Annotated in this window: 22 protein-coding genes; 10 read left to right on the top strand and 12 right to left on the bottom strand. The window is 64.1% G+C overall.

The annotated features are described in order from the left end of the window. Positions 1 to 48 precede the first annotated feature (48 nt). The 8 genes from ahcY to CGZ66_RS07850 all read left to right on the top strand — a co-directional run bounded on the left by ahcY (position 49) and on the right by CGZ66_RS07850 (position 13,906). A complete protein-coding gene (gene ahcY, locus CGZ66_RS07885) occupies positions 49 to 1,449 on the top strand; it encodes an adenosylhomocysteinase (RefSeq protein ID WP_095083195.1) in 1,401 nt (466 codons plus the stop codon). A gap of 200 nt (positions 1,450 to 1,649) precedes the next feature. Continuing rightward, on the top strand, positions 1,650 to 4,208 hold the full coding sequence (locus CGZ66_RS07880; protein WP_095083191.1) for a sensor histidine kinase: 2,559 nt from the start codon (positions 1,650 to 1,652) through the stop codon (positions 4,206 to 4,208). Positions 4,209 to 4,216: 8 nt separating this feature from the next. Next, positions 4,217 to 5,728, top strand: coding sequence for a tRNA (adenosine(37)-N6)-threonylcarbamoyltransferase complex ATPase subunit type 1 TsaE (gene tsaE / locus CGZ66_RS07875; RefSeq protein WP_095083189.1), 1,512 nt, complete (start codon positions 4,217 to 4,219; stop codon positions 5,726 to 5,728). Beyond that, positions 5,725 to 6,453, top strand: a complete 729-nt coding sequence (locus CGZ66_RS07870) for a nucleotidyltransferase family protein (protein ID WP_095083187.1) — start codon at positions 5,725 to 5,727, stop codon at positions 6,451 to 6,453. The genes tsaE and CGZ66_RS07870 overlap by 4 nt, the downstream gene beginning before the upstream one ends. Continuing rightward, entirely contained in the window at positions 6,450 to 9,584 is a 3,135-nt protein-coding gene (gene addB, locus CGZ66_RS07865) for a double-strand break repair protein AddB (RefSeq protein WP_095083185.1), read from the top strand. Before CGZ66_RS07870 ends, addB begins: the two co-directional genes overlap by 4 nt. After that, positions 9,581 to 13,093 carry a double-strand break repair helicase AddA gene (gene addA / locus CGZ66_RS07860; RefSeq protein WP_095083183.1) on the top strand — a complete coding sequence of 1,171 codons (3,513 nt, stop codon included), beginning with the start codon at positions 9,581 to 9,583 and terminating at the stop codon, positions 13,091 to 13,093. The genes addB and addA overlap by 4 nt, the downstream gene beginning before the upstream one ends. A 75-nt stretch (positions 13,094 to 13,168) precedes the next feature. Then, a complete protein-coding gene (gene trxA / locus CGZ66_RS07855) occupies positions 13,169 to 13,492 on the top strand; it encodes a thioredoxin (protein ID WP_013891648.1) in 324 nt (107 codons plus the stop codon). Between the two features lie 132 nt (positions 13,493 to 13,624). Continuing rightward, positions 13,625 to 13,906 (top strand): cupin domain-containing protein, encoded by a 282-nt coding sequence (locus CGZ66_RS07850; RefSeq protein WP_095083181.1) that lies wholly within the window; start codon positions 13,625 to 13,627, stop codon positions 13,904 to 13,906. A gap of 29 nt (positions 13,907 to 13,935) precedes the next feature. Here the strand turns inward: CGZ66_RS07850 and CGZ66_RS07845 are convergent, their stop codons facing one another. The 6 genes from CGZ66_RS07845 to CGZ66_RS07820 all read right to left on the bottom strand — a co-directional run bounded on the left by CGZ66_RS07845 (position 13,936) and on the right by CGZ66_RS07820 (position 19,619). Then, the gene (locus tag CGZ66_RS07845) at positions 13,936 to 14,355 is read right to left on the bottom strand and encodes a VOC family protein (protein ID WP_095083179.1); all 420 of its coding nucleotides are present in this window, start codon (positions 14,353 to 14,355) and stop codon (positions 13,936 to 13,938) included. A gap of 33 nt (positions 14,356 to 14,388) precedes the next feature. Beyond that, entirely contained in the window at positions 14,389 to 15,714 is a 1,326-nt protein-coding gene (locus tag CGZ66_RS07840) for a bifunctional folylpolyglutamate synthase/dihydrofolate synthase (protein ID WP_095084317.1), read from the bottom strand. A 120-nt stretch (positions 15,715 to 15,834) separates the two neighbouring features. After that, positions 15,835 to 16,761, bottom strand: coding sequence for an acetyl-CoA carboxylase, carboxyltransferase subunit beta (accD, locus tag CGZ66_RS07835; RefSeq protein WP_095083177.1), 927 nt, complete (start codon positions 16,759 to 16,761; stop codon positions 15,835 to 15,837). Positions 16,762 to 16,809: 48 nt separating this feature from the next. Continuing rightward, positions 16,810 to 17,649, bottom strand: a complete 840-nt coding sequence (gene trpA, locus CGZ66_RS07830; protein ID WP_095083175.1) for a tryptophan synthase subunit alpha — start codon at positions 17,647 to 17,649, stop codon at positions 16,810 to 16,812. A 2-nt stretch (positions 17,650 to 17,651) separates the two neighbouring features. Further along, positions 17,652 to 18,872: a tryptophan synthase subunit beta gene (gene trpB / locus CGZ66_RS07825; RefSeq protein WP_095083173.1), complete on the bottom strand. Its 1,221-nt coding sequence runs from the start codon at positions 18,870 to 18,872 to the stop codon at positions 17,652 to 17,654. An 87-nt stretch (positions 18,873 to 18,959) separates the two neighbouring features. Then, positions 18,960 to 19,619 carry a phosphoribosylanthranilate isomerase gene (locus CGZ66_RS07820; protein ID WP_095083171.1) on the bottom strand — a complete coding sequence of 220 codons (660 nt, stop codon included), beginning with the start codon at positions 19,617 to 19,619 and terminating at the stop codon, positions 18,960 to 18,962. A gap of 113 nt (positions 19,620 to 19,732) precedes the next feature. On the opposite strand from CGZ66_RS07820, the gene CGZ66_RS07815 reads away from it, so the two are divergent. After that, positions 19,733 to 19,951 carry a hypothetical protein gene (locus CGZ66_RS07815; protein ID WP_095083169.1) on the top strand — a complete coding sequence of 73 codons (219 nt, stop codon included), beginning with the start codon at positions 19,733 to 19,735 and terminating at the stop codon, positions 19,949 to 19,951. A gap of 21 nt (positions 19,952 to 19,972) precedes the next feature. Here the strand turns inward: CGZ66_RS07815 and CGZ66_RS07810 are convergent, their stop codons facing one another. The 4 genes from CGZ66_RS07810 to CGZ66_RS07795 form a co-directional block, all read right to left on the bottom strand. Next, a complete protein-coding gene (locus tag CGZ66_RS07810; protein WP_095083167.1) occupies positions 19,973 to 20,440 on the bottom strand; it encodes a hypothetical protein in 468 nt (155 codons plus the stop codon). Positions 20,441 to 20,443: 3 nt separating this feature from the next. Beyond that, entirely contained in the window at positions 20,444 to 21,202 is a 759-nt protein-coding gene (locus CGZ66_RS07805; protein WP_095083165.1) for a M48 family metallopeptidase, read from the bottom strand. 98 nt (positions 21,203 to 21,300) lie between these two features. Then, positions 21,301 to 21,783, bottom strand: coding sequence for a DUF2852 domain-containing protein (locus tag CGZ66_RS07800; protein ID WP_095083163.1), 483 nt, complete (start codon positions 21,781 to 21,783; stop codon positions 21,301 to 21,303). 226 nt (positions 21,784 to 22,009) lie between these two features. Then, the gene (locus CGZ66_RS07795; RefSeq protein ID WP_095083161.1) at positions 22,010 to 22,474 is read right to left on the bottom strand and encodes an Lrp/AsnC family transcriptional regulator; all 465 of its coding nucleotides are present in this window, start codon (positions 22,472 to 22,474) and stop codon (positions 22,010 to 22,012) included. A gap of 162 nt (positions 22,475 to 22,636) precedes the next feature. Between CGZ66_RS07795 and CGZ66_RS07790 the strand changes: the two genes are divergently transcribed. After that, a complete protein-coding gene (locus CGZ66_RS07790) occupies positions 22,637 to 23,650 on the top strand; it encodes a 1-aminocyclopropane-1-carboxylate deaminase (protein WP_095083159.1) in 1,014 nt (337 codons plus the stop codon). Between the two features lie 165 nt (positions 23,651 to 23,815). On the opposite strand, the gene CGZ66_RS07785 is transcribed toward CGZ66_RS07790, so the two are convergent. Together CGZ66_RS07785 and CGZ66_RS07780 are read right to left on the bottom strand one after the other, a co-directional pair. Beyond that, positions 23,816 to 25,000 (bottom strand): benzoate/H(+) symporter BenE family transporter, encoded by a 1,185-nt coding sequence (locus CGZ66_RS07785; protein WP_095083157.1) that lies wholly within the window; start codon positions 24,998 to 25,000, stop codon positions 23,816 to 23,818. Beyond that, entirely contained in the window at positions 25,000 to 25,770 is a 771-nt protein-coding gene (locus CGZ66_RS07780; RefSeq protein ID WP_095083155.1) for an alpha/beta hydrolase, read from the bottom strand. Before CGZ66_RS07780 ends, CGZ66_RS07785 begins: the two co-directional genes overlap by 1 nt. Positions 25,771 to 25,806: the final 36 nt, after the last annotated feature.

The following is a 25,806-nucleotide window of genomic DNA, read 5'->3' as shown; positions in this document are numbered from 1 at the left end:
CATCCGCAACCAATTCGCAGCAAGAACAATTCGCATCGGAGCACTGCCATGACGGGTAGCAAGGACTATGTGGTCGCCGACATCTCGCTTGCCGGCTGGGGCCGCAAGGAAATCGAGATCGCCGAAACCGAAATGCCGGGCCTGATGGCCAGCCGCGAGGAATTCGGCGACAAGAAGCCGCTGAAGGGCGCGCGCATCACCGGCTCGCTGCACATGACCATCCAGACGGCGGTGCTGATCGAGACGCTGAAGGCGCTCGGCGCCGATATCCGCTGGGCTTCCTGCAACATCTTCTCGACCCAGGACCATGCGGCCGCCGCCATCGCCGAGGCCGGTATCCCGGTGTTCGCCGTCAAGGGCGAGTCGCTCGAGGAGTATTGGGACTACACCGACAAGATTTTCCAGTGGGCCGACGGCGGCACCTCCAACATGATCCTCGATGATGGCGGCGACGCCACCATGTACATCCTGATCGGCGCCCGCGCCGAGGCCGGCGAGGACGTGCTGTCCAACCCGCAGAGCGAGGAAGAGGAATACTTCTATGCCCAGGTCAAGAAGCGCCTGAAGGCTTCGCCCGGCTTCTTCACCAAGCAGAAGGCAGCGATCCGCGGCGTCACAGAAGAGACGACCACCGGCGTCAACCGGCTTTACCAGTTGCAGAAGAAGGGCCTGCTGCCCTTCCCCGCCATCAACGTCAACGACTCGGTCACCAAGTCGAAATTCGACAACAAATATGGCTGCAAGGAATCGCTGGTCGACGGCATCCGTCGTGGCACCGACACCATGATGGCCGGCAAGGTCGCGGTTGTCTGCGGCTACGGCGACGTCGGCAAGGGCTCGTCGGCCTCGCTCAAGGGCGCCGGCGCCCGCGTCAAGGTCACCGAGGTCGACCCGATCTGCGCCCTGCAGGCGGCGATGGACGGCTTTGAAGTCGTCACGCTGGAAGATGCGGCGCCCACCGCCGACATCGTCATCACCACCACCGGCAACAAGGACGTCGTCACCCTCGACCACATGCGCTCGATGAAGGACATGGTGATCGTCGGCAACATCGGTCACTTCGACAACGAGATCCAGGTGGCCGCGCTGCGCAATCTCAAATGGACCAACGTCAAGCCGCAGGTCGACATGATCACCTTCCCGGACGGCAAGCGGATGATCCTGCTGTCGGAAGGCCGGCTGCTCAATCTCGGCAACGCCACCGGTCATCCGAGCTTCGTCATGTCGGCCTCGTTCACCAACCAGGTGCTGGCCCAGATCGAGCTCTACACCAAGCCCGGCCAGTACGCGAACCAGGTCTATGTCCTGCCCAAGCATCTCGATGAAAAGGTCGCGCGCCTGCATCTCGACAAGCTTGGCGCCCGCCTGACCGAGTTGTCCGGTGAGCAGGCTGCCTATATCGGCGTGACCCAGCAGGGTCCATTCAAGCCGGAACACTACCGCTATTAACCAAAGCTAAAATTGCTACCAGATATTGATGCCGGGCGATTGACTTTTCGCCCGGCTTTATTTTTGCGCGCCGCCAGCCTTCACGGCGATTCGGCGAGGGTTTATTGTCAGGTGATTCGCGACGCTTCCGGCCCGAGAGGGGATCAAGAGAGGCACGCATCAGGGCGGTCTTGCATTCAGGCGGCGGAGAGGACCAAGACATGCCGGGGCAACACCCGCACAGAGCGGGACGGGCCGTTTCCGGCGGCCAAGACGATTCGGGGGTTACTGGCTCCGCCTTGCACGGCGGAAGCCTGTCATGGCGTGCTCGCGCGGCACTGTTCCTTGCCACATCCGCGTTTGCCTGCCCCTTGGCCTATGCGGTTGCGCATGCCGAAGCCGCCGGCGTGACCACGGCCGGGATGTCGATCAGCGCGATCGAGGTCATGCAGCTTGCAGTGTTTGTCGGCGTGACCGGCGCGGCACTTCTGTCGGCCATCGTTCTCATCCGCGAAAGAGCCCGCACCTCGGCGGACAATGTCGAACTCAGGAGCCGCCTCGCCGACATCAACGCGGCCCTGCGGCGCTCGGAGGCGCTGCTCAATCTGCGCGACCAGCGCCTGGTCGTCTGGGCCGCGGAAAACAAGAAGCCCGAACTCATCGGCACATTGCCCGTGGAAAGCGGTGCCCCCGAGGACCGTGCCGCTTTCCTCGCTTTCGGCCGCTGGCTGATGCCGCGTTCGGCGGCGGCGCTCGAACATGCCGTCGCGGGATTGCGCGAGAAGGCGAAACACTTCGACCTCGTCATCGAATCGCAGGCCGGCGCACCGCTCGAAGTGCATGGCCGCAAAAGCGCAGCCCACGTGCTGGTACGTTTCGTCTCGCTCTCGGAGACGCAGCGCAGCCAGGCCAGGCTGAAGATCGAGAACCAGCGGCTGGCGGCCGACCATGACACGATGATCGGCCTGCTCGACGCGTTGAACATGCCGGCATGGCTTCGCAGCGAGGATGGGCGGCTGAAGTGGGTCAACCGGGCCTATGCCGATGCGGTCGAAGCCGAAAGTGCCGAAGCTGCGGTTCGCGAGGCAAAGGAGTTCCTCGGCGGCCAGGCACGCGATGCGATTGCCGCCCAGCACAAGACGCATCCGGTCTTCGAGCAGTCGCTTTCCACCGTGATCGAAGGCGACCGCCGTATGTTTGCGGTCACCGACTTTGCCGGTGCGGATGGCTCGGCCGGCCTTGCCTGCGACACCAGCGCCATCGAGACCGTTCGCAGCGAGTACGAACGGACCGTCAGGAGCCACGCCGACACGCTCGACCAGCTAAACACGGCTGTCGCCATTTTCGACACCGACGAGAAATTGCGGTTCTTCAACCAGGCTTTCCAGAAGCTGTGGGGCCTCGACAGCGGCTTCCTGCACAGCGCTCCCGACAATGCTCTGCTGCTCGACCGGCTGCGCAGCTCGGGCAAGATCGCCGAACAGCCGGAATGGCGCCGCTGGAAGGAAGGCCTGCTCGGCGCTTACCGCGCCGTCGAATCGCAGGAACATTGGTGGCATCTGCCGGACGGCAAGACCATCCGCGTCGTCGCCAACCCGCAGCCCAAGGGCGGCGTGACCTGGGTGTTCGAGAACCTGACCGAGAAGATGGACCTCGAAAGCCGCTACCAGACAGCGGTGCGGGTGCAGGGCGAGACGCTCGACAATCTTGCCGAAGGCGTGGCGGTGTTCGGCCCCGATGGCAGGCTTCGTCTGTCGAACCCTGCCTTTGCCAAGCTCTGGGGCCTGAGCGGCGATGCGGCCAAGCCCAATGTGCACGTGTCCGCGATCCGCGACCTTTGCGACCGGCAGGCGGCGGCGGACAGTCCCTGGCCGGGTTTCGTTGCCGCCATCACCGGGTTCGACGACGAGCGCCGTGACCGTCACGGCCAGACAGAACTCAACAATGGCAATGTGCTGAGCTACGCCATGATCCCGCTGCCCAACGGGCAAGTGATGATGACCTTCGTCGACGTCACCGACAGTGTCAACGTCGAGCGGGCGCTGAAGGACAAGAACGAGGCGCTGCAGAAATCCGACCAGCTCAAGAACGAATTCGTCCAGCACGTCTCCTATGAATTGCGCTCGCCGCTGACCAACATCATCGGCTTCACCGAACTTTTGTCGCTGCCGGCGACCGGCCCGCTGACGCAGAAGCAGCGCGAATATGTCGAGCATGTCGGATCGTCCTCCTCGGTCCTGCTCACCATCGTCAACGACATCCTCGACCTGGCGACGGTCGACGCCGGCATCATGCAGCTCGATATTTCAGAGGTGCATGTCGATCGTACCATCGCGGCCGCGGCCGAACTGGTGGCCGACCGGCTGGAAGAGCATTCGATCAGGCTCGAGGTTGACGCCAGTGCTGCGCCGAAGACGTTCCACGGCGACGAGATCCGCGTCCGCCAGATCCTCTACAATCTGCTCAGCAACGCCGCCAATTATGCGCCGGAAGCCAGCACCATCCGGCTCACCTGCCGCCATCTGGCGGACGGGGTGGAATTCTCGGTTCATGACGACGGCCCCGGCATGCCGCCAGATCTGCTCGATTCGGTGTTCCGCCGTTTTGAGCCGCGTGCCAATGGCGGCCGCCGGCGCGGTGCCGGTCTCGGCCTGTCGATCGTCAAGAGCTTTGTCGAGCTGCATGGCGGCAGCGTTCGCATCGAAACCGGCAAGGACAAGGGCACGACCGTCATCTGCACCTTTCCCGACATGCCGGGCATCCGCGCCGCGGCCGAGTAGCGCGCTCGATGACGGGATTGGTGCTGGAGCGTTTACTCGCCGACGAGACACAGACAGCGTTGCTGGGCGAGGATCTGGCGTTGTCATTGCGTCCGGGGGACGTCCTGGCGCTCAAGGGCGACCTCGGCGCCGGCAAGTCCACCCTGGCGCGGGCGTTGATCAGGGCTTTGGCCGACGATGCCGGTCTCGATGTTCCAAGCCCGACCTTCACGCTGGTGCAGAGCTACGACACCCGTATCCCTGTCCATCATTTCGATCTCTACCGCCTGTCCTCGGCGGCTGAGATTGACGAACTTGGTTTCGACGAAGCCCTGGCGCAAGGCGCTGCCCTGGTCGAATGGCCCGAACGAGCCGAAGGCTACCTGCCGAAAACCTCGGTTCTGATCGAACTCGTCCAGCATGGCGAGGGACGGCTGGCCCGGCTGTCGGGCGAGGGCGCCGCCTTCGACCGCGTGGCGCGATCGCTGGCCATGCGCGACTTTCTCCAAACTGCCGGCTGGGGCGACGCAAGGCGCCGCCATTTCATCGGCGATGCCTCGGCCCGCTCCTACGAGATTGTCTCGCTTGCCGGCCGAAAGCCGCAGGTCTTGATGAACTCGCCGCGGCTGGTGCTCGGGCCGTCGGTCCGCGACGGCAAGCCCTATGCCGAGATCGCTCACACCGCGCAGTCGGTCTCCGCCTTCGTCGCCATCGACCGGGCTTTGAAGGCGGGTGGGGTGAGCGTTCCGGAAATCCATGCCGAGGACCAGAATCAGGGGTTCCTGCTGCTCGAACATCTTGGTTCGGAAGGATTTCTCAACGGCGATGGCCAGCCGGTGGCCGAGCGTTATGCGGCGGCGGCGGAGCTGCTGGCCATGATGCATGGCAGGAGTTGGCCGCAGCGCCTGGCAACGGGGCAGGACAGCTTCCACGACGTGCCGCCTTTCGACCGTGATGCCATGATGATCGAGGCCGATTTGCTGGTCGACTGGTACGTGCCGGCCATATCAGGCAGCCCGGCCAGCGATGCCTTGCGTGCCGGTTACCACCAGCAATGGAACGCGCTCCTCGACCGGCTGCGAGGCCGCGAAACCACGCTGATGCTGCGTGATTTCCATTCGCCCAACATCATCTGGCGCGGCGACCGCGCCGGGCATGATCGGCTCGGGATCGTCGATTTCCAGGACGCACTGATCGGTCCGTGCGCCTATGACGTCGCCTCGCTCGCCATGGACGCGCGTGTTACGATGTCGCCCGAGATCGAGAAAGGGACGCTCGACGCCTATGTCGCGGCGCGCCACGCAGCCGGCGCCTTCGACGAAGACGGCTTCCTGGAATCCTACGCGATCATGGCGGCGCAGCGAAACTCCAAGATCCTCGGCATCTTCGTCCGCCTCGAAAAGCGCGACGGCAAGCCATATTATCTGAAGCACCTGCCACGCATTCGCGATTATCTGCGTCGGGCGCTGTCTCATCCGGGGCTGGCCAGCCTGCGGGAGTTCTACAACGCCAACGGCTTGCTGGAGGAGCGGGCACTGTGACAGCAAAACTGGACACTGCCATCGTGCTCGCCGCCGGGCTTGGCAAGCGCATGCGGCCGATCACCGACACCATTCCCAAGCCGCTGGTCAAGATCGCCGGCAAGACCTTGCTCGACTGGGGGCTCGACAGCCTGGCCGCCGCCGGTGTCGGCAAGGCCGTCGTCAACGTCCATTATCTTCCCGAACAGATTATTGCCCATGTCGCGGCGCGCCGCACGCCAAAAATCATCATCTCCGATGAGAGCGAAAAGCTGCTCGATTCCGCCGGCGGCATCGTCAAGGCGCTGCCCGAGCTGGGCGGAAAACCATTCTACATCCTCAACGCCGATACCTTCTGGATCGACCAGGGTCCTCTCAATCTCGGCCGTCTTGCCCTTGCGTGGGACGCGGCGAAAATGGATATTCTGCTGATGCTGGCGGATCTCCATCAGGCGACCGGACACTACGGCAGCACCGATTTCCTGGTGGCGCCGGATGGTGGCTTGCGGCGATCAAAAGGTGATCCGGCCGGACTGATCTATGCGGGAGCGGCGATCGTCCATCCGCGCCTGTTCGAGGATGCGCAGTCCGGGCCGCACTCGCTCAACGCCTATTTCGACACCGCCATTGCTGCCGGCCGGCTGTTCGGCATGCCGATGCAGGGTCATTGGATCACCGTCGGCACGCCCGATGCCATTCCGCTCGCCGAAGCGGCCGTGGCTGGCGCGCTAGCCGAGTTGAAATGAGCGGCTCAAGCCGCGTTTTCTCAATTCCCTCCGGAGCGCCGTTCCTGCCGACGCTTGCCGAGGCGCTGCTTGCCGGGCGCCTTGTTCCGGGGTTCCGGTTTGACGGCGACCCGCTCGCTTTGGCCGACGTCACCATCTACGTGCCGACGCGCCGCGCGGCGCGCGCCTTGCGGGGTGTTTTCGTCGACAGCCTGGCGGCACGCGGCGGCGGCGGCTCGGCGATCCTGCCGGTCATCCGTCCGCTCGGCGAGTTCGATGAGGATGAGGCTGCATTCGAAACCGAGGCGTCCGCCGCCATCAACCTCGCGCCGCCGATTTCGGCAAGCGAACGCCTGTTGCTGCTGGCGCCGCTGGTGCGCGCCTGGAAACGCCGGCTGCCGGCGCATGTCGCGGCGCTCTTTGCCGAGGAGATCGTCATCCCTGCCTCCACCGCCGACGCGATCTGGCTGTCGCGCGATCTCGCCCGGCTGATGGACGAAATCGAGACGGAAGGCACGGATTGGGCCAAGCTCACCGGCCTGGTGACCGGTAACCTTGCCGGATGGTGGCAGGTGACGCTTGAATTTCTCGGCATCGTCACCGATGCGTGGCCGAAATTCCTTGAAGAACGCGATCGCTCCAACCCGGCCGCGCATCGCAGCGCGCTGATCCGCGCTGAAGCCGCACGGCTGCAGCGCAATCCGCCAGCTGGGCCGGTCATCGCTGCGGGCTCGACCGGCTCGATACCGGCCACGGCCGAGTTGCTTGCCGCGATTGCCCGCTTGCCCGGTGGCGCCATCGTGTTGCCCGGTCTCGACCGGACGCTGGACGAAGCGTCGTTCCAGGCAATCGCGGCGCCCGGCGCGCGTCCGGCCGTGCTCGGCCACCCGCAATACGGTCTCGCCAGGCTGATCGGCAAGATCGGCGTGCTGCGTGGCGATGTCGAGGAGATCGGCACGGCCGAGCCGCGGCTTGCGCTCCGCGCCGCCCTGGTCGGCGAAGCGCTGCGGCCGGCCGAAACCACCGAATTGTGGGCCGAGACGCGCGAGGGCTTTTCAGCCTCCGACATTGCCGGGGCCTTTGCCGGTGTGACGCTGCTCGAAGCCGCCAGCGAACGCGATGAAGCCGTCGCGATCGCTGTTGCGCTCAAGCGCGCGGTCGAAGAGCCGGGCGAAAGGGCGGCTCTTGTCACCGGCGACCGCGCGCTGGCGCGGCGCGTCTCGGTCGAGCTCCTGCGGTTCGGCGTTGTCGCCGACGATTCCGGTGGCACGCCGCTCGCCAACACCCCGGCGGCCAGCCTGCTCGGCCTGGCGCTCGAGGCGGTGTACCGGCCAGGCGATCCGGTCGGCCTGCTGTCGCTGCTCAAGCATCCACTGCTTGGGCTTGGCCTCGAACGAGCCGATGTGCGCCACGCGGCGGAGCTGGTCGAACTGGTGGCGCTGCGCGGCGGCACCGGCCGCCCCGACATCGTTTCGCTACCGGAACTGTTCGAAACCCGTCTCACCGGCCTTGCCGGCGGCAGCCGGCAGCCCTTCTGGTTTTCCCGTCTCACCCTGCGCTCCATCGAAGCCGCGAAGAATTTGCTCGAACGCCTCACGCAAGCGCTGGCGCCGCTCGCGGCGTTTCGCGGCCAGGCGGACGCCGACCTTGCAGCGCTGGTCGGAGCCAGCGTCGTGGCGCTCGAAAGTCTCGGCCGCACCGCCGATGGCGGCCTTGGTTTGCTCTATGCGGGTGACGCCGGCGAAAAGCTTGCCGAATTGCTGCGTGGGCTGGTCGCGGCTTCCGCGCCACTCTCATTCGCCGCGGACGAGTGGCCCGACGTGATGGCGGCGCTGATCGCGCCTGAAACGGTCAAGCCGGCACAGGGAACCGACAGGAACATCGCCATCTGGGGCGCGTTGGAAGCGCGCTTGCAGGATGTCGACACGCTGGTCATCGGCGGGCTCAACGAGGGCGTGTGGCCGCGCAAGCCCGAGAGCGACCGCTTCATGTCGCGGCTGATGAAGACCGGCATCGATCTCGAACCACCCGAACGGCGCATCGGCCTTGCCGCGCATGATTTCCAGATGGCCTTGGGCGCGAAGAAGGTGGTGCTGGCCCGCTCGGCGCGTGCCGGCGACGCGCCTGCCGTGCCGTCGCGGTGGCTGCAGCGCCTGCTCACATTCATAGGCAACGACCAGGCGGTTGAACTGCGTCGGCGCGGCGAAGAATTGCTCGCCTGGGCACGCGCGCTCGACACCGGCCCAAGGCAGGATTTCGCACCGCGGCCACAGCCGAAGCCGCCTTTGTCGGTTCGCCCGAACCATTTCTCGGTCACCGAGATCGAGACGCTGCGCCGTGATCCCTACGCCGTCTATGCACGAAAAATTCTCGGCCTGATGCCGCTCGATCCGGTCATCCGCGACCCCGGTGCGGCCGAGCGCGGCACGCTGTTCCACGCCATCCTGCATCTGTTCTCGGCGCGCGTTGCCGATCCGCGCGCAGCCGACGCGCTCGCCGGCCTCATCGCTGCTGGCCGCGCCTGCTTTGCCGAAGCCGCACTTCCGGCCGATGTTGAGGCGGTGTGGTGGCCGCGTTTTGAGAAACTCGCCGCCAACATCATCGAGTGGGAGCGCACGCGCGCCGACGCGGTGATGCGGCGGCATGCCGAGGAGCGCGCCGGAAAGACCGTCGTCGGGCAGTCCGGCGTGACGCTGTCCGGCTATGCCGACCGCGTCGACCTGCTGGCCGGTGGGATGGCCGATATCTTGGACTACAAAACAGGTTCGTCGCCGTCCAAGGCACAGGCGCACACGCTGCTCGCACCGCAACTGGCGCTGGAGGGCGCGCTGCTCAGGCGGGGCGCCTTCAAGGATCTGGGCACGCGCCAACCTTCGCAACTGGCGTTCGTGCGCCTGAAGCCGAATGGCGAGGTGTTCGAGGAATCGATCCTCGAACACAATCGCCAGCCGCGCACCGCCACCGATCTCGCCGAAGAAGCCTGGGCGCGGCTGGAAAAGCTCCTGATCCACTATGCCGACCCGGCGACCGGATATCTGTCGCGTGCGCTGCCGTTTCGCGAAGGCGAGACCGATGGCGATTACGACCATCTTGCCCGTGTGCTCGAATGGTCCGCCGGCGGCGATGCCGGCGACGAGGGAGGGGAGGCATGAAGAAGGCCTATCCCATTCCCAGCGACACCGCGACCAGTCAGGCTCGCGCCGCCGACCCCCAGAATTCCGCCTGGGTGTCGGCCAACGCCGGCTCCGGCAAGACCCATGTGCTGGCCCAGCGAGTCATCCGGCTGCTGCTGCGCGGCACCGATCCGTCGAAGATCTTGTGCCTAACCTATACACGCGCCGCCGCCGCCAACATGTCGAACCGGGTGTTTTCGACGCTGTCGGAGTGGACGGCACTTGGCGACGCGGAATTGGCGGCGAGGATCGAAACGTTGGAAGGCCGCCGGCCCGATCTTGAGACCATGCGCCGGGCACGGCGCCTGTTCGCCGAGGCGCTGGAAACGCCCGGCGGGTTGAAGATCCAGACCATCCATGCCTTCTGTGAATCGGTGCTTCATCAGTTCCCGCTGGAGGCCAACATCCCGGCGCATTTCGAAATGCTCGATCCGGCGATGGAGGCGTCGCTGTTCGCCACCGCGCGCCGCGACATGATTTCCGGAACGGCCGCCGGCGACATGGACCTGGCCGAGGCGTTTGCCGCCATTCTCGATCGTGGCGGCGAAGCCGGGCTCGATGCCTTGCTGGGCGAGATCGTGCGCAAGCGCGACGGCTTGCGCAATTTCATCGACTTGATTGGGCGCGATGGCACGCGTTTCCAGGCGCTATTCGATGAATTCCATTTCCGCCCCGGCCAGACCGCCGAAGGCATAGCGGCATCGGTCTGGCCGTTGCCGGGTTTCCTGCCCGGCTATTTTGCCGGCTTCGCCCAGGCCGCGGATGCAACCGATGCCAGGACGGTGCTGAACAACATCCTGCCCTATGCGCGTCAGGCTTTCACCGAGGCCGACGCTGTTCGCCGTCTGCAACAGCTTGCGAGAGCCTTCCTCAAGACCGATGGCGATGCCTACGATCCGGCAAAGGCCTTCAAGAAAGCCCTGGTCGACCGACTGCCGGATCTGGCGGAACGGTATCTCTCGACGGCCAATGCCATCGTCGAAACGGTCGACAGGCTGGCCCTGTTCCGGATGTTGGAAGGCACGCGCGCCGCGCTGACCATCGCCGACTGGCTGATCGCCCGCTACGAGGTGTTGAAGCGCAGCCGCGGCTTTCTCGACTTCAACGACCTGATCACCCGCACGGTCAATCTTTTGGCGCGGCCCGATGCCGGCCCCTGGGTGCAGTACAAGCTCGACCAGGGCATCGACCACATCCTGCTCGACGAGGCACAGGACACCAGCCCGGATCAATGGGAGGTGGTGAAGCGGCTGGCGGAAGAATTCTTTGCCGGCTTCGGCGCCCGCGACAGGGTCCATCGCACGGTCTTTGCCGTCGGTGACGAAAAGCAGTCGATCTATTCCTTTCAGGGCGCCGCGCCGGACTCCTTCGCCGATAGCCGGCTTCTGTTTGCGGGACGGGTGCGTGATGCAGAGGCGTCCTTCGCCGACCTCAAGCTGACCTGGTCGTTCCGCTCGACCGACGATGTTCTGACCGCAGTCGATCGCGTCTTTGCCGATCCTGTCGTGCGGCGCGGCATCAGCCATGATCCTGATCCGCTGCGCCACCAGGCGATCCGCACCGACGCGCCGGGCTATGTCGAAGTCTGGCCGTCGGTCGGTGCCGACGTCGTCGACGAGCCCGACGACTGGACGCAAGCCATCGACCATGCGCATGCGCCGGCGGTGCGCGTTGCCGAGCATGTCGCGGCCACCATTGCCGGCTGGATCGGCGCCGGCGAGATCGTCGAAGGCCGTGGCAAGCGGCTGCGGCCGGGCGACGTGCTGGTGCTGGTGCGCAAGCGCGATCGCTTCGTCCACGCGTTGACCCGGGCGCTCAAACGCCGCGATATTCCGGTCGCCGGCGCCGACCGGTTGAGCCTGCCTGGACACATTGCGGTCAAGGACCTGATCGCGCTCGGCCATCTCCTCATCCAGCCGCAGGACGATCTGTCGCTCGCCGCCGTTCTGCGCAGCCCGATCTTCGATCTGCCGGAGGAGGGGCTTTTTGCGCTTGCGGCGGAGAGGCCGACCGGCCTGTCGCTGTTTGCATCGCTGCGCGCCCATGCCGGCGAGAGCGAGGCTTTGGCGGCGGTCGTCACCCAGCTCGACATCTGGACGAACGAGGCCGCCTTCAAGCCGGTGTTCGAGTTTTACGCCGGCCTGTTGGCGCGCGATGGCGTGCGCAAGAGGATGATCGCGCGGCTCGGCCCTGAGGCCGGCGACATTCTCGACGAGTTCCTGAGCTTCTGCCTTGCCGAGGAGCGAACCGGCCTGCCCGGGCTGGAAGCCTTCCTGTCGACGCTGGAGAATGCCGGCCCCGAGATCAAGCGTGAGATGGACCAAACCCGCGACGAGGTCCGCGTCATGACCGTGCACGCGGCCAAGGGCCTGGAAGCGCCGGTCGTGTTCCTGGTCGACGGCGGTTCGGCGCCGTTCAGCGACCAGCATCTGCCGCGGCTGATGCCTTTCGAAGGCTCGGGCTGGGACGGCAAGGGCTATCTTTGGCGCTCGGCCAGCGACGTCGCCAATGGGTTTTCCAAGGCTGCGGCCGTGCGGGCACGGGAACTCGCCGACGACGAATACCGCCGGCTGCTCTATGTCGGCATGACCCGCGCCGAGGACCGGCTGATCGTCTGCGGCTACCACGGCAAGCGGGCGCCGAATACCGGCACCTGGCATTCGATCGTCAGCCGCGCGTTGATCGGTGCGCCTGAGAGCGTGGAGCGCCCGCATCCTGCCGGCGGCGATCTGGTGCATCGTTTCCACGTCACCAAGCTGCCGCCCGTCGCATTGGTTTCCAGCGAGCAGGCGCGGCAGGCGCACAGTTTCGGGCCATTGCCGGCGACGCTGTTCCGGCCCTTGCCGCCTTTCGAGGATTTGCCGCGTCCGCTGTCGCCATCTGGCGCCTCGGCGCTCATCGACGAAGGCAAGGAACCGGTGGTCGACAAGGCTTCGCCGGTGCTCGACGCCGATGCCGAGCCAGGCTTTGCCGTGTTGCGCGGCCTCGCTTTGCACAAATTGCTGCAGATGTTGCCGGGCATTGCCGAGGGCGCACGCGAGGGCGCGGCGCAACGCTACCTCGCCCGAACCGGAGGCCAATGGCCTGCCGGCGAGCGCGAAAAGGCCCTGGCCTCAGTCACCGCCATTCTCGCCGATCCCGGCTTCGGTCCGCTGTTTGCGCCATCGTCGCGCGCCGAGGTCGCGATCATGGGCAGCCTGGAGGTCAAGGGCAAAAAGCGCTCGATTTCGGGCAAGATCGACCGGCTGGCGGTGACGTCGGACGCGGTCTCTATCGTCGACTACAAGACCAACCGGCCGGCACCCGCCTCCCTGGCCGAGGTCCCGCAGGCTTACGTCCTGCAACTCGCCCTCTATCGCGCCCTGCTGCAGCCGCTTTATCCCGGATGCGCGGTCAAGGCGGCCTTGCTGTTCACCGAAGCGCCGCGGCTGATCGAACTGCCGGCCGGTGCCATGGATGACGCCCTTGCTCGACTCACAGGAGCGTGACACAACACCTGCTTGAAGAAGGGCGCGATCACCACCACATTTGGTGCGACAAAAACTTTCGAAAGGATTTTCAGCATGACCACCGTCAAGGTCGACAAGAGCAATTTCCAGGCCGATGTGCTTAACGCCAACGTACCGGTCGTCGTCGATTTCTGGGCGGAATGGTGCGGTCCGTGCAAGATGATCGCTCCGGCGCTCGAAGACATCGCCACCGAACTCGGCGCCAAGGTTAAGATCGCCAAGCTGAACATCGACGAGAATCCCGAGCTTGCCGCGCAGTTTGGCGTGCGCTCGATCCCAACGCTGATGATCTTCAAGGGCGGCGAAGTGGCCGACATGAAGGTTGGCGCCGCACCCAAGACCGCGCTGTCGCACTGGATCAATGGCAGCCTCGCCTGATCCGTCCCAAATTCCTGACATCAAGCCCGGCCTCGCGCCGGGCTTTTTGTTGGCGTCATCGGTGGGTGGTTCTGGCCCTCACGCCTGCGCACTCCATGTCTTCTGTTGTCACGAGAAGCAAGGAGTACGCCCATGACCGGATCCGCCAAGGCCACCGTCTTCATCGACAATGAGCGTGTCATCGTCACCGAGTATCGCTTTGCGCCCGGCGACAACACCGGCTGGCACCGCCACGGCCACGACTATGTCGTCGTGCCGCTGATGGACGGCAAGGTGAAGCTGTTGACCAAGGACGGCGAATCCTTCGCCGAGATGAAAAAGGGCGCGCCCTATTTCCGCAAGGAGGGCGTCGAACACGACGTCATCAATGCCAATGAGGGCGAATACGCCTTCATCGAAATCGAGTTGAAGTAACCGCGAAGGCCATCGGGCGGCAGGCGCCATTACCAGTCGGCGATACGATCGCCTCCGGCGAATTGCGCACTTTTTTCGGTATACTCGAACAGTTCTATCTTCACGCCGTTGGGGTCGCGAATCCACGCCTGGTAGGTGTCGTCGCAGGCGAGTTTCTTTGCCGTGACGTCGACGCCCTTCGACCTGATATGGGCGATCGCTGCGTCGATGTTTTCCACCTCAAGGCAGAAGTGGTTGATCTGGTTCAGGTCGCTGTAGCGGGCCTCGTCCTTCTGGAACACCTCGACATGGCTGCGACCGCCGCAATCGAGGTAGAGCCCGAAAATCTTGCCGTCGCGCAGGAAATTGAACTGGGTGTCCATGCCGAGGACATCGCGGTAGAAGCTTCGCGTCGCCTCCAGATCATTGGCGAAGATGCAGACGTGAGCGAGCTGCTTGACCTTGATCATGACTGCTCCTTGCGGTGATCGCCGAAACCGACCTCAGGTCGGGGGCGTGCCGTTTTCGGCGAGCACCGCACCGGCCAGATAGAGCGAACCGCCGATCAGGATGCGCGGCGCCGGGCCGTCCCAGGTGTCGCGCAGCAACATCAGCGCGCTGGCGACGGAACTCACCGGTTCGGCCGTCAGCCCGGCTTCCGTCGCGCGGATCGCCAGTTCGTCGTTCGGCACGCCGGCGTCGCTGAGGCTCACCGGCACCGTGTAGACATGCCGGGCGAGGCCCTTGAAGGCGCGGAAATAGCCGCTCTGGTCCTTGGTGTTGATCATGCCCGAGATGAGGAAGAGTGGTCGCGGGTTCTTTTCTTCCTGCTCGGCCAGCGCTTCGGCAACCACCACGCCGGCGCCCGGATTGTGGCCGCCGTCGAGCCAGATGTCGGCGCCCTTCGGCGCCAGTTCGGCCAGCCGGCCCTGCGCCAGCTTCTGCATCCGGCCGGGCCAGGCGACGTTGGTCATCGCCTTCTCGGCGGCGCGATGGCTGATCTCGAAGCCGGCCGCTTTGACCGCCGCGATCGCCGCCGCCGCATTGGCGAACTGGTGGCGCCCGGGCAGCCTTGGTGGCGGCAGGTCCATCAAGCCGTCCTCGTCCTGGTAGACCATGCGGCCGTTCTCCTCGAAGGCGAGGAAATCTTGGCCGTAGACGAAGGTCGGACATTCAAGCCGCTCGGCGGTCTCGATCAGCACCTGCAGTGCCGTCTCGCTTTCCTGTGCGCCGATGACCACCGGGCAGCCGCGTTTGATGATGCCGGCCTTTTCGGCTGCGATCAGTTCGACACGGTCGCCGAGATAGGCCTCGTGGTCGAGCGACACCGGCATGATCACCGATACGGCCGGCTCCTTGATGACATTGGTGGCATCGAAACGGCCGCCGAGCCCGACCTCGATGATGGCGGCATCGGCCTGGTGTTCGGAAAACAGCAGGAAGGTGACGGCGGTGAGGATCTCGAAGACGGTGATATGCTCGCCTTCATTGGCCCTGGCGACACGGGCGATGGCATCGGCGAACACCCGGTCGTCGACCAGCCTGCCGCCGCCATCGGCGGCCAGCCGGTAACGCTCGTGCCAGTTCACCAGATGCGGCGAGGTGTGGACATGGACACGATAGTCCGCCGCCTCGAGCAGTGCGCGTGAAAACGCGGCGCACGAGCCTTTGCCGTTGGTGCCGGCGATATGGATCACCGGCGGCACCCGGTCCTGCGGGTCGTCGAGCCGCTTCAGTAACCGTGAAATGCGGTCGAGCGAAAGGTCGAAGCCTTTCGGGTGAAGCGCCATCAGGGCTTCGATTTCGCGGTCGGCGGCAAGCGTTTTCATGGCACAATCCTGGCCCATGGCCCGGGAACCAGAATCGGTTTCACAATGGCCATGGCAATCAAAAAGCTACAGCGCGCCACGGACACGGCGCAATCGCGGTTCGCGGCGAAGAGTGTCGCGTCAGGCCTGTGGCCGTGCCTCGGCCGGAATTGTCGCCGGCGGCAGGATTTCCGGCTCGAGCGGCTTTTGCTCCTCCGGCAGCTTGAGCAGCATCTTCAGCAGCCGTGCGATGGTCTGGCGCATCTCCAGGCGCGACACCACCATGTCGACCATGCCGTGTTCCATCAGGTATTCGGAGCGCTGGAACCCGTCGGGCAGCTTTTCCCGGATGGTCTGTTCGATGACACGCGGCCCGGCAAAGCCGATCAGCGCGCCCGGCTCGGCGATGTGCACGTCGCCCAGCATGGCGTAGGAGGCAGTTACCCCGCCCGTGGTCGGATTGGTCAAGACGACGATGTAGGGCAGGCCGGCTTCCTTCAGGCGGTCGACACCAACCGTGGTGCGCGGCAACTGCATCAGCGACAGGATGCCTTCCTGCATGCGGGCGCCGCCAGAGGCGGCGAACAGGATCAGCGGCCGCTTGCGCTGCAAGGCGACTTCGAAACCGTGCACGATGGCGTCACCCGCGGCCATGCCGAGCGAGCCGCCCATGAAGGCGAAGTCCTGCACGGTCACCACCACCGGCAGGCCTTCGACGGTCCCCAGCGCGTTGATGATGGCGTCTTCCAAGCCGGTCTTGGCCTTGGCGTCCTTCAGCCGGTCGACATAGCGCTTCTCGTCGCGGAACTTCAGCGGATCCTGCATGACCTTAGGGTTGTCCAGGGTCTCGTACTTGCCGTTGTCGAAGAAGAACTTCAGCCGTTCCTTGGCCGAGATCTTCATATGGTGGCCGGAGGACGGAATGACGAACTGGTTGGATTCCAGATCCTTGTGGAACACCATCTCGCCGGTCTCCGGATCCTTGATCCAGAGATTCTCGGGCATGTCGGTGCGCCGGCCGAGCATCGAATTGATCTTCGGGCGAACGTAATTGGTGATCCAGTTCATCGCTTCGGCTCCTGTCCTGACGAAGATTTGGGAAGAGAGGTAGGAGAACTATTCGGCGGCAGCAAGGCGGGCCGAACGCACGCCTTGCGCAAGGCCGCTGACCAGCGTGGCGACGGCTTCGGCCGGGTCGGCGGTCTTTTCGCCCTTCGGTCCCAGCACATTGGCCACCGCATTGACGATCGCGGTGCCGACGACGACGCCATCGGCATTGGCACCGATCACGCGGGCCTGCTCGGCGGTCTTGACGCCGAAGCCGACGCAGACCGGCAGATCGGTGTGACCCTTGATACGTTGCACCGCCGCCGCCACCTTGCCGGTGTCGGCCAGCGCCGAACCGGTGATGCCGGTCATCGACACATAGTAGACAAAGCCCGACGTGTTCTGCAGCACCTTGGGCAGGCGCTTGTCGTCGGTGGTCGGCGTTGCCAGCCGAATGAAGTTGATGCCGGCCTTGAGCGCCGGAATGCACAATTCCTCGTCCATTTCCGGCGGCAGGTCGACGACGATCAGCCCATCGATGCCGCTGGCGATCGCGTCCTTGAGAAAACGGTCGACGCCATAGATGTAGATCGGATTGTAATAACCCATCAGCACGATCGGCGTTTCATTGTCGCCGGCACGGAATTCCGAGGCCATCTTCAGCGTCTTGACCAGCGTCTGGCCGCCTTTCAGCGCCCTCAGGCCCGCTGCCTGGATCGCCGGGCCGTCGGCCATCGGATCGGAGAACGGCATGCCGAGCTCGATGACGTCGGCGCCTGCTCCAGGCAGTGCCTTCATGATCGACAGCGACGTCTCATAGTCGGGGTCGCCGCCCATGAAATAGGTGACGAGGGCCGGGCGGCCTTCGGTCTTCAGCTTGGCCATGCGGCGGTCAATGCGGGTGGTCATGATCAGATCTCCATGCCCAGCATGCTGGCTACCGTGTGCACGTCCTTGTCGCCACGGCCGGACAGGTTGACGATGACGATCTGGTCCTTGTCCATGGCCGGCACGATCTTCACCGCGTGCGCAATGGCGTGCGCCGATTCCAGCGCCGGGATGATGCCTTCGACGCGCGTCGTCAGCTTGAAGGCCTCCAGCGCCTCGTCGTCGAGGATCGGCACATATTCGACGCGGCCGGAATCGCGCAGCCAGGAATGCTCCGGCCCGACGCCGGGATAATCGAGACCGGCAGAGATCGAATGGCCGTCCATGATCTGGCCGTCGGAATTCTGCAGGAGATAGGTGCGGTTGCCGTGCAGCACGCCAGGCGCGCCGGCGCTCATCGAGGCGCAGTGTTCGATGCCGTCGAGACCACGGCCGCCGGCCTCGATGCCGATGATGCGAACATCCTTGTCGTCGAGGAAGGGATGGAACAGGCCGATGGCGTTCGAGCCGCCGCCGACACAGGCAATGATGGTGTCCGGCAGCCGGCCTTCCTGCTCGAGGATCTGGGCGCGCGCTTCGGTGCCGATCACCGACTGGAAGTCGCGCACCAGCTCCGGATAGGGATGCGGCCCGGCGGCGGTGCCGATCAGGTAATAGGTGTCCTCGACATTGGTCACCCAGTCACGCAACGCCTCGTTCATGGCGTCCTTCAGCGTGCCGTGGCCGGCGGTCACCGGCCGCACTTCGGCGCCGAGCAACTTCATGCGGAAGACGTTCGGGCTTTGGCGGGCGACGTCTGTCGCGCCCATATAGACGACGCAGGGAAAGCCGAAGCGGGCCGCGACCGTGGCTGACGCCACGCCATGCTGACCGGCGCCCGTCTCGGCGATGATGCGCTTCTTGCCCATGCGCTTGGCCAGCAGGATCTGGCCGAGGCAGTTGTTGATCTTGTGCGAACCGGTATGGTTCAGGTCCTCGCGCTTGAAATAGACTTTTGCACCACCGAGATGCCTGGTCAGCCCTTCCGCGAAATAGAGCTTCGACGGCCGCCCGGCATAGTGGGTCGAAAGGTCGGTGAGTTCGGCCTTGAAGTCCGGATCGTTCTTGACCTCGTTCCAGTGCCGCTCGAGGTCGAGGATCAGCGGCATCAGCGTTTCGGCAACGAAACGACCGCCAAAAATGCCGAACATACCCTGTTCGTCGGGTCCGGTACGGAAGGAATTGGGCGTCGCCGGCTTGTCCATCGCCGATCTCCTGGTCTCGATGTGGGGGCATGTCCTTGCCGGAAAACCGGTTCCCACTTTTCCGGGACATGCTCTGGTTTGAGCCGGTCAGGCGGCGCGGTTGTCGCGCGCTGCCCTGACGGCCCGGAAAAACTGTTCGATCAGCGCCGGATCCTTGACGCCCGGCGCGCTTTCCACGCCTGAGGAAATGTCTATCCCGGGCGGGTTGGCAAGCCGAAGAGCATCGCCGACATTGGCGGCGTTGAGTCCACCGGAAAGCATGTAATCGACGCCGGCGTCAAGGCCGGTGAGGATGCGCCAGTCGTAGGCCACGCCGTTGCCGCCCGGCAGTTCCGAGCCCTTTGGCGGCTTGGCGTCGAACAGGAAGTGGTCGGCGACGCCGATAAACGGCTTTATCCGCTCGAGGTCGGCAACCTCGCTGACCGACAGCGCCTTCATCACCGGCAAGCCGTAGCGGGCTTTCACCTCGGCCACACGCTGCGGCGTTTCCGAGCCGTGCAGCTGCAGCATGTCGGGCTGCATCGCTGCCACGATCTCATCCAGGAAGGCGTCGCTGGCATCCACGGAGACGGCCACCGCTTTTGCCTTGCCGCGCGCCGCCTCGCGCAAGCGGCCAGCCTCGGCCGGCTCGACATAGCGCGGGCTTTTGGCGAAGAAGATAAACCCGACGTGGCTGGCGCCGCCGGCCAGCGCCGCGGCCATTGCCACGTCGGTCTTCAAGCCGCAAATCTTGATGTCGAGCGCCATGGCGCGGGGATTGGCATGAAAAGCGCCAAGAGTCGAGAAAAAGCATGCTGTTTGCCGGCAAGGCCAAAGGCGCTACCTATTGAAGGACAGGGACACAAGGCGGGAGCAAGACCATGGCTGACAGAACCGTTGCCGAACTCAGGCAGAAGATCGCGCAGGCGCGCGAGGTCATCGCCCATCTGATGGACAAGGCGGCCTTCAACGGCGCGGAAGCTCATCGCGCGTTGGATTATTTCGGCGGCGATAAGTTCGACAGCAACTTCCTGCCGTGGCCGCATCATGGCGATGAGGGACTGCGACCGGAGGAGCTCAACGCGGCGAATGACGATTGAGCGCAATGCCGAGGTCAGATGTCAGTGAAGGGTCCCTCCTTGCAGTGCGCGGCGCAACCCATACACGGCTTCTGATGGAAAGTCGTGGCGAACCCATTTTTCCTTGTACCCTTCCAGCCCATGGGTATTGAGAACCTGACTCGCTGCTGCCAAAACCGCCTCAGCGAACTCCTGCAATGGACATACCGCCTCAAGTCTTACAAAGCCTGCTTCATCCGGCTCTTCTGACCAGGTTTCCCCAAATTCCAGTATGCGAACCCTGATCGTGTCGCCTTGTGGCTCAAGGACAAAACGGCATTCTCCCGGCTCGTCGTAGAAGTGAGCAACTGAATAGTTCGCACCGTCGACGATAGCGCGTGTAGCCTCGATCAACTCGAGCAAGGCATCGCCCAAATAGGATGCTTCAACGCTGGCCGCGCTGCCGTCGATAGCTACATCGCAGTCGGCCCAGCCTGCGTCAGCCACCCGATAGTCGATTTTAACGGCCATGCCCTACTCAAACGCAATCGCTTGCAGCGCGCCGCCATTGCGCTTCAGCCAGGCCTTGCAGCGTTCGGTGTCGGGGCAAAGCTGTTCGCACAGTTTCCAGAATTTCGGGCCGTGGTTCATCTCCTTGAGATGCGCCACTTCATGCGCGACGAGGTAGTTTATGACAGGCGACGGCGCCATCATGATGCGCCAGGAAAACGACAGATTGCCGTCGGAGGTGCAGGAGCCCCAACGGCTCGACGTGTCCTTGAAGCGGATCGCCTTGGCGCGCTTGCCCAACGCCAGCGTGTGTTTGCCCACCAGCTTCTCGATCTCGCGCTTGGCCTCGCGCTTGAGGAAATCGGCGATGCGGCGCGGCAGGTGCACGCGGTCGCCATGCACGATCAGCAGCGGACCGCGCTCGTCGCTCGATATGGTCACCGTGCCGCGCTTCGAAGGTTCATGGACGATGCGGTGCGGCACGCCGCGTACGGGGATCTTGATGCCCGGCCGCACCTGCGGCCGGGCCGGCACCTTGGCCAGCCGCTGCTCCAGCCAGTCCTGGTGACGGTCGAGGAACTTTTCCACCTCGCCGCGGCGCAGGCCTGGCGGCACCGTGATCCGCAGGCCCTTACCGCCCGAATCGATGCGCAGCGTCAGCCGCCTTGCGCGGTCGTTCTCGACGATCTTGAGCGGCAAGGTACGGCCGGCGACGCAATATTCGCGCTCCACGACGGGCGTGGCCTTGGGCTTTGTCAGATTGCGGAAGAATCCGAGGGTCATGGCGGGACGATACGCGATTCGAGAAGAACGAATAGAACAAAAAAGAAACGGCGCCGCTCGCGCGACGCCGTCATCATACCTTGGCCTGTCGCCGGGCCTCAGTCGTCAAGCAGGTTCGAGCCCTTGCCACGCTTGGTGGTGGTCGTCCCGGTGCTCGGGTCGGTCTTCGTCGGCGCCGTCGACTTGTTGCGGTTGGCCATGAAGCGGTCGAACTCGTCCTGGTCCTTGGCACGACGCAATTCGCGGGCGTAGTCGTCGAATTCGGTCAGCATCTCGTCGAGCTTGCGGCGTTCCTCGGCGAGGCGCTCCAGTTCCTTTTCGCGCCAGTCGTCGAAAGCGACGTTGCCGGTGCGGGCGGAGCCGTGGCCCCAGCGCGCCGCCTTGTCGGAACCGCGGCGGCAGCCGGCGAAGATGCCGTCGGTGGCGCGGTTGACGTCACGCTTGAAACCATCGAGGCGGTCGCCCCAGATGATGTAGGCAAGCATGGCGAAGCCGAGTGGCCAGAACACCATGAAACCGATCACCATCAACGCGATGGTTGCCGGCGTCCAGGCCGGACGGATCAATGCAGATGTGTTCATTTTCTCCCATTCCTTCGGTTGGAGACAGCCAAAATCCGGCTGCGTGGAATCGAAATGGGAAGGAGAAAACGGCGATTCAAGACAATATCGGCCAAAACCGGACAAGCTCATGAAATGATTATCGCTTTTCGAACGTTTCGAAGAAAAGCACGACCAGGCATGAGGAACAGTGGCAATGCCGCCGGCGGTGCTATGGTCTGATGCATCGGCGGGGAACCCATTCCTTTCAAAAATCCAGTGGCGCGTTGTCGACGACTTCCTTCATGACGAAGAACGTCCTCGTCTGGCGAACGCCGGGCAATGCGATCAACTGATCCCCGTGGATCCGGTTGAAGTCCGCCATGTCGCCGACCCTGATCTTCAGAAAATAGTCGAAGTCGCCTGCCACCAGATGGCAATCAAGAATGAACTTCAGTTTCGCGACTGCCTTCTCGAATTCCGCGAAACTTTCCGGGGTCGAGCGGTCGAGGACGACACCAACCATCACCAGCGCGCCTCTGTCGACCTTCTGCGGTGTCACCACTGCCCTGACATGGCTGATGTAGCCTTCATCGAACAAGCGTTGCGTGCGCCGGTGGCACGTCGCCGGGCTGACAGCAACCGACTGCGCCAGCTCCGCATTGGTCAGCCGCCCATTGTCCTGGAGCAGGCGCAACATTTTGAGGTCGATCCGGTCGAGCGATGCCTTCATGGAAGATTCTTCCGTTATTGAGGCAGTTTATCGAAGTAATATAGCATGTTGGCGCCAGAAAGTTAGATTTCAGGTATTTTCCACTCGATCTTTGAGAGCACCTTTCAAGCCAAAACTGGTAGTGTTTCCAGCATCAAAATCACAATCAGAGGAGGATCTCTCATGTTGGAGAAGTTCGAACGCTATCCGCTCACATTTGGACCGACCCATATCGAGAAACTGGATAGGCTCAGCGCTCATCTCGGCGGCAAGGTCGATCTCTACGCCAAGCGGGAAGATTGCAATTCGGGCCTCGCCTTCGGCGGCAACAAGCTGCGCAAGCTCGAATACATCATCCCGGACGCGATCGCCTCAAACGCTGACACGCTGGTTTCGATCGGCGGCGTACAATCCAACCATACGCGCATGGTGGCAGCCGTGGCGGCGAAAATCGGCATGAAATGCCGCCTCGTGCAAGAAAGCTGGGTGCCCCACGAGGACGCCGTCTATGATCGCGTCGGCAACATCCTTTTGAGCCGGATCATGGGCGCCGATGTCCAGATGGTCGATGAGGGCTTCGACATCGGAATCAGGGAAAGCTGGGAACAGGCGATCGCCGATGTGAAAGCCAAAGGCGGCACACCTTATCCGATTCCGGCCGGGGCTTCGGTGCATAAATATGGCGGCCTGGGCTATGTTGGCTTCGCCGAAGAGGTGCGCGCGCAGGAGAAGGAACTCGGCCTTGCCTTCGACTACATCGTCGTCTGTACCGTCACCGGCTCGACCCATGCCGGCATGGTGGTCGGCTTCGCCAAGGACGGTCGCGAGCGCAAGGTAATCGGCATCGACGCATCCTGCACCCCAGCGCAGACCAAGGCGCAAGTGCTGGACATCGTGCGGACCACGGCGACTCTGGTCGAACTCGGCAAGGAACTCAGTGAAGACGATGTGATCCTCATCGAGGATTATGCCTACCCGGTCTACGGCGTGCCCTCGCAGGAGACGAAGGAAGCGATCCGTCTCTGCGCGCGCCTTGAAGGCATGATCACCGATCCTGTCTACGAGGGAAAATCCATGCAGGGCATGATCGACCTCGTTAGGAAGGGCTATTTCCCCGAAGGGTCGAAGGTGCTTTACGCCCACCTTGGCGGCGCTCCAGCCATCAACGGCTATGCTTATACGTTTCGCAACGGCTGAATGCCCTCAGGGCGCGGCAGCTGACCTCTGACGACTATCCCGCCCGCCGCAGCATGTTGCGGTGGGCCACGAAGCGGTCGAACTCGTCCTGATCCTTGGTGCGGTCGCCGGCGTCCAGGGACAGCCAGTTCCGGCTGCGTGGAATCGGAAGGGAAAAGCGGCGATTCAGGACAATGTCCGCCAAATCCGGACAAGCGGCTGAAATGATTGCCGCTTTTTGAGTTCTTCGAGGAAAAGCACGACCATCCCGGCGACCAGGCCCCAGAATGCCGCACCGACGCCGAACAGCGTCAAATCCGAAGCGGTGACGGCAAAGGTGACGGTGGCGGCCATACGGTGATCTTCGTCCTTGAGCGCGATCGACAGGGCGTTGGCAAGCGGCGCCATCAGCGCGAGACCCGCCACCAGCACGATCAGGCTCTGCGGCAGGACGGCGAAGATCGCTACCAGCGAGGCACCGAAGATGGCGAAGACAAGATAGGCGAGCGCATAGAACGGGCCGGTCTTCCAGCGTTCGGCGGGGTCGGGGTGGACGTCCGGCCCGGTGCAGATCGCCGCCGAGATCGCCGCCAGATTGGTGGTCGAGCCGCCAAACGGCGCCGACAGCAGCGAAAACAGGCCGGTGACGCCGATCAGCGGGCCGGGCTCCGGGTGATAGCCGGCGGCGCGCAGCACGGCGAGGCCGGACAGGTTTTGGGAAGCCATGGTGACGAGGTACAGCGGCAGCGCCAGGCCGATGGTTGCGGCGATGCTGAAGTGCGGCGCGATCAGCGTCAGCGTCGACAGTTCCGGTGTCGGCAAGCCGCCGACGCGGCCGGTCAAGAAAGCGGCGAGGCCGCCGCCGATCAGCACCACCAGCACCGACACCGCCGGATTGAACAGGCGAATGACGAAGAAGGCCGCGATCAGCGGCAGGATCAGCCAGGGATCGGCGGGGATAGCCTTAATCGCGTTGATGGCGAAGCTGACGAGGATGCCGGCCAGCATGCCCGATGCCACTGACGGCGGGATCCTGGCGATCAGCCGTGTCAGCGGTCCGAACAGGCCGGTGGCGATCAAGAGGATGCCGGTGACGATGAAGGCGCCGACCGCTTCGCCCATCGAGAAGCTGCTCGACGCGGCGATCAACGCCAGGCCCGGTGTCGACCAGGCGGTGATGACCGGCATCTTCGTGCGCCAGGACAGCCACAGGCATTCGATTGCCATCGCCAGGCAGATCGCCGTCACCCAGCTCGCGGTCTCGATCTGTGTCGCGCCGACCGCCTTGGCGGCGGCGATGACGATGGCCAGCGTGCCGCCGAAGCCGACGATTGCCGCGACAAAAGCGGATATCGGAATGGAAAGGCGCATCAGTTTCCCCTCTGCGCCATGGCGTCGACTGCCCGCACCAACATGTCGAGATCCTGGGGACGCGACAGGCGGTGGTCGCCCTCGGGGATCAGCGACAGGGTCACGTCGTCGGCCGGCAGCCGGCTGACCAGCTTCAGCGCGTGGCTTGCCGGCACGTCCGCATCGGCCAGCCCCTGCAATATGTGCACCGGGCAATGCGTGTCGATCGGGCCTGTCATCACCAGGTTGTTGCGTCCATCCTCGATCAGCGCGCTTGTGTAGATGTAAGGCTCGGCGGAATAGTTCGACGGCTCCTCGAAGAAGCCCTTCTCGGCGAGCGCGCGTTTCTGCGCCTTGGTCAGCGCCGGCTCGACCCGCTCAGCGGTAAAATCGGGCGCCGGCGCCAGCAGCACCAGACCAGCGACATTGCCGTCGCCCGCCTTGCGCAATTCCTGCACCATGCGCAGCGCAATCCAGGCGCCCATCGAGGAGCCGACCAGGATCTGCTTGCTCTGGGTGAAATGCCGGAACACGGCGAGGCTCTGCGAAAGCCATTTCGAAATGGTGCCGTCCGCAAAGGCGCCACCGGATTCGCCATGACCGGAATAGTCGTGGCGCAGGAAGGCGCGGCCTTCTCTTGCCGTCCAGTCCGACAGCGTCTGCGCCTTCGTGCCCAGCATGTCGGACTTGTAGCCGCCGAGCCAGACGATGCCGGGCGCGGCACCTGTCGTATGGCGCACCGCGATGCTCGATCCGTCGACATCCAGAAAGACAGGAGGCGTGTCGGTCATGGTTTCTTCCTCACGCCTGTCTTTTGGCGCACGGCG

Source organism: Mesorhizobium sophorae, assembly GCF_002270415.1.
In the GTDB taxonomy this organism is placed as follows: domain Bacteria; phylum Pseudomonadota; class Alphaproteobacteria; order Rhizobiales; family Rhizobiaceae; genus Mesorhizobium; species Mesorhizobium sophorae.
This window is presented reverse-complemented; position numbering and strand designations above follow the sequence as displayed.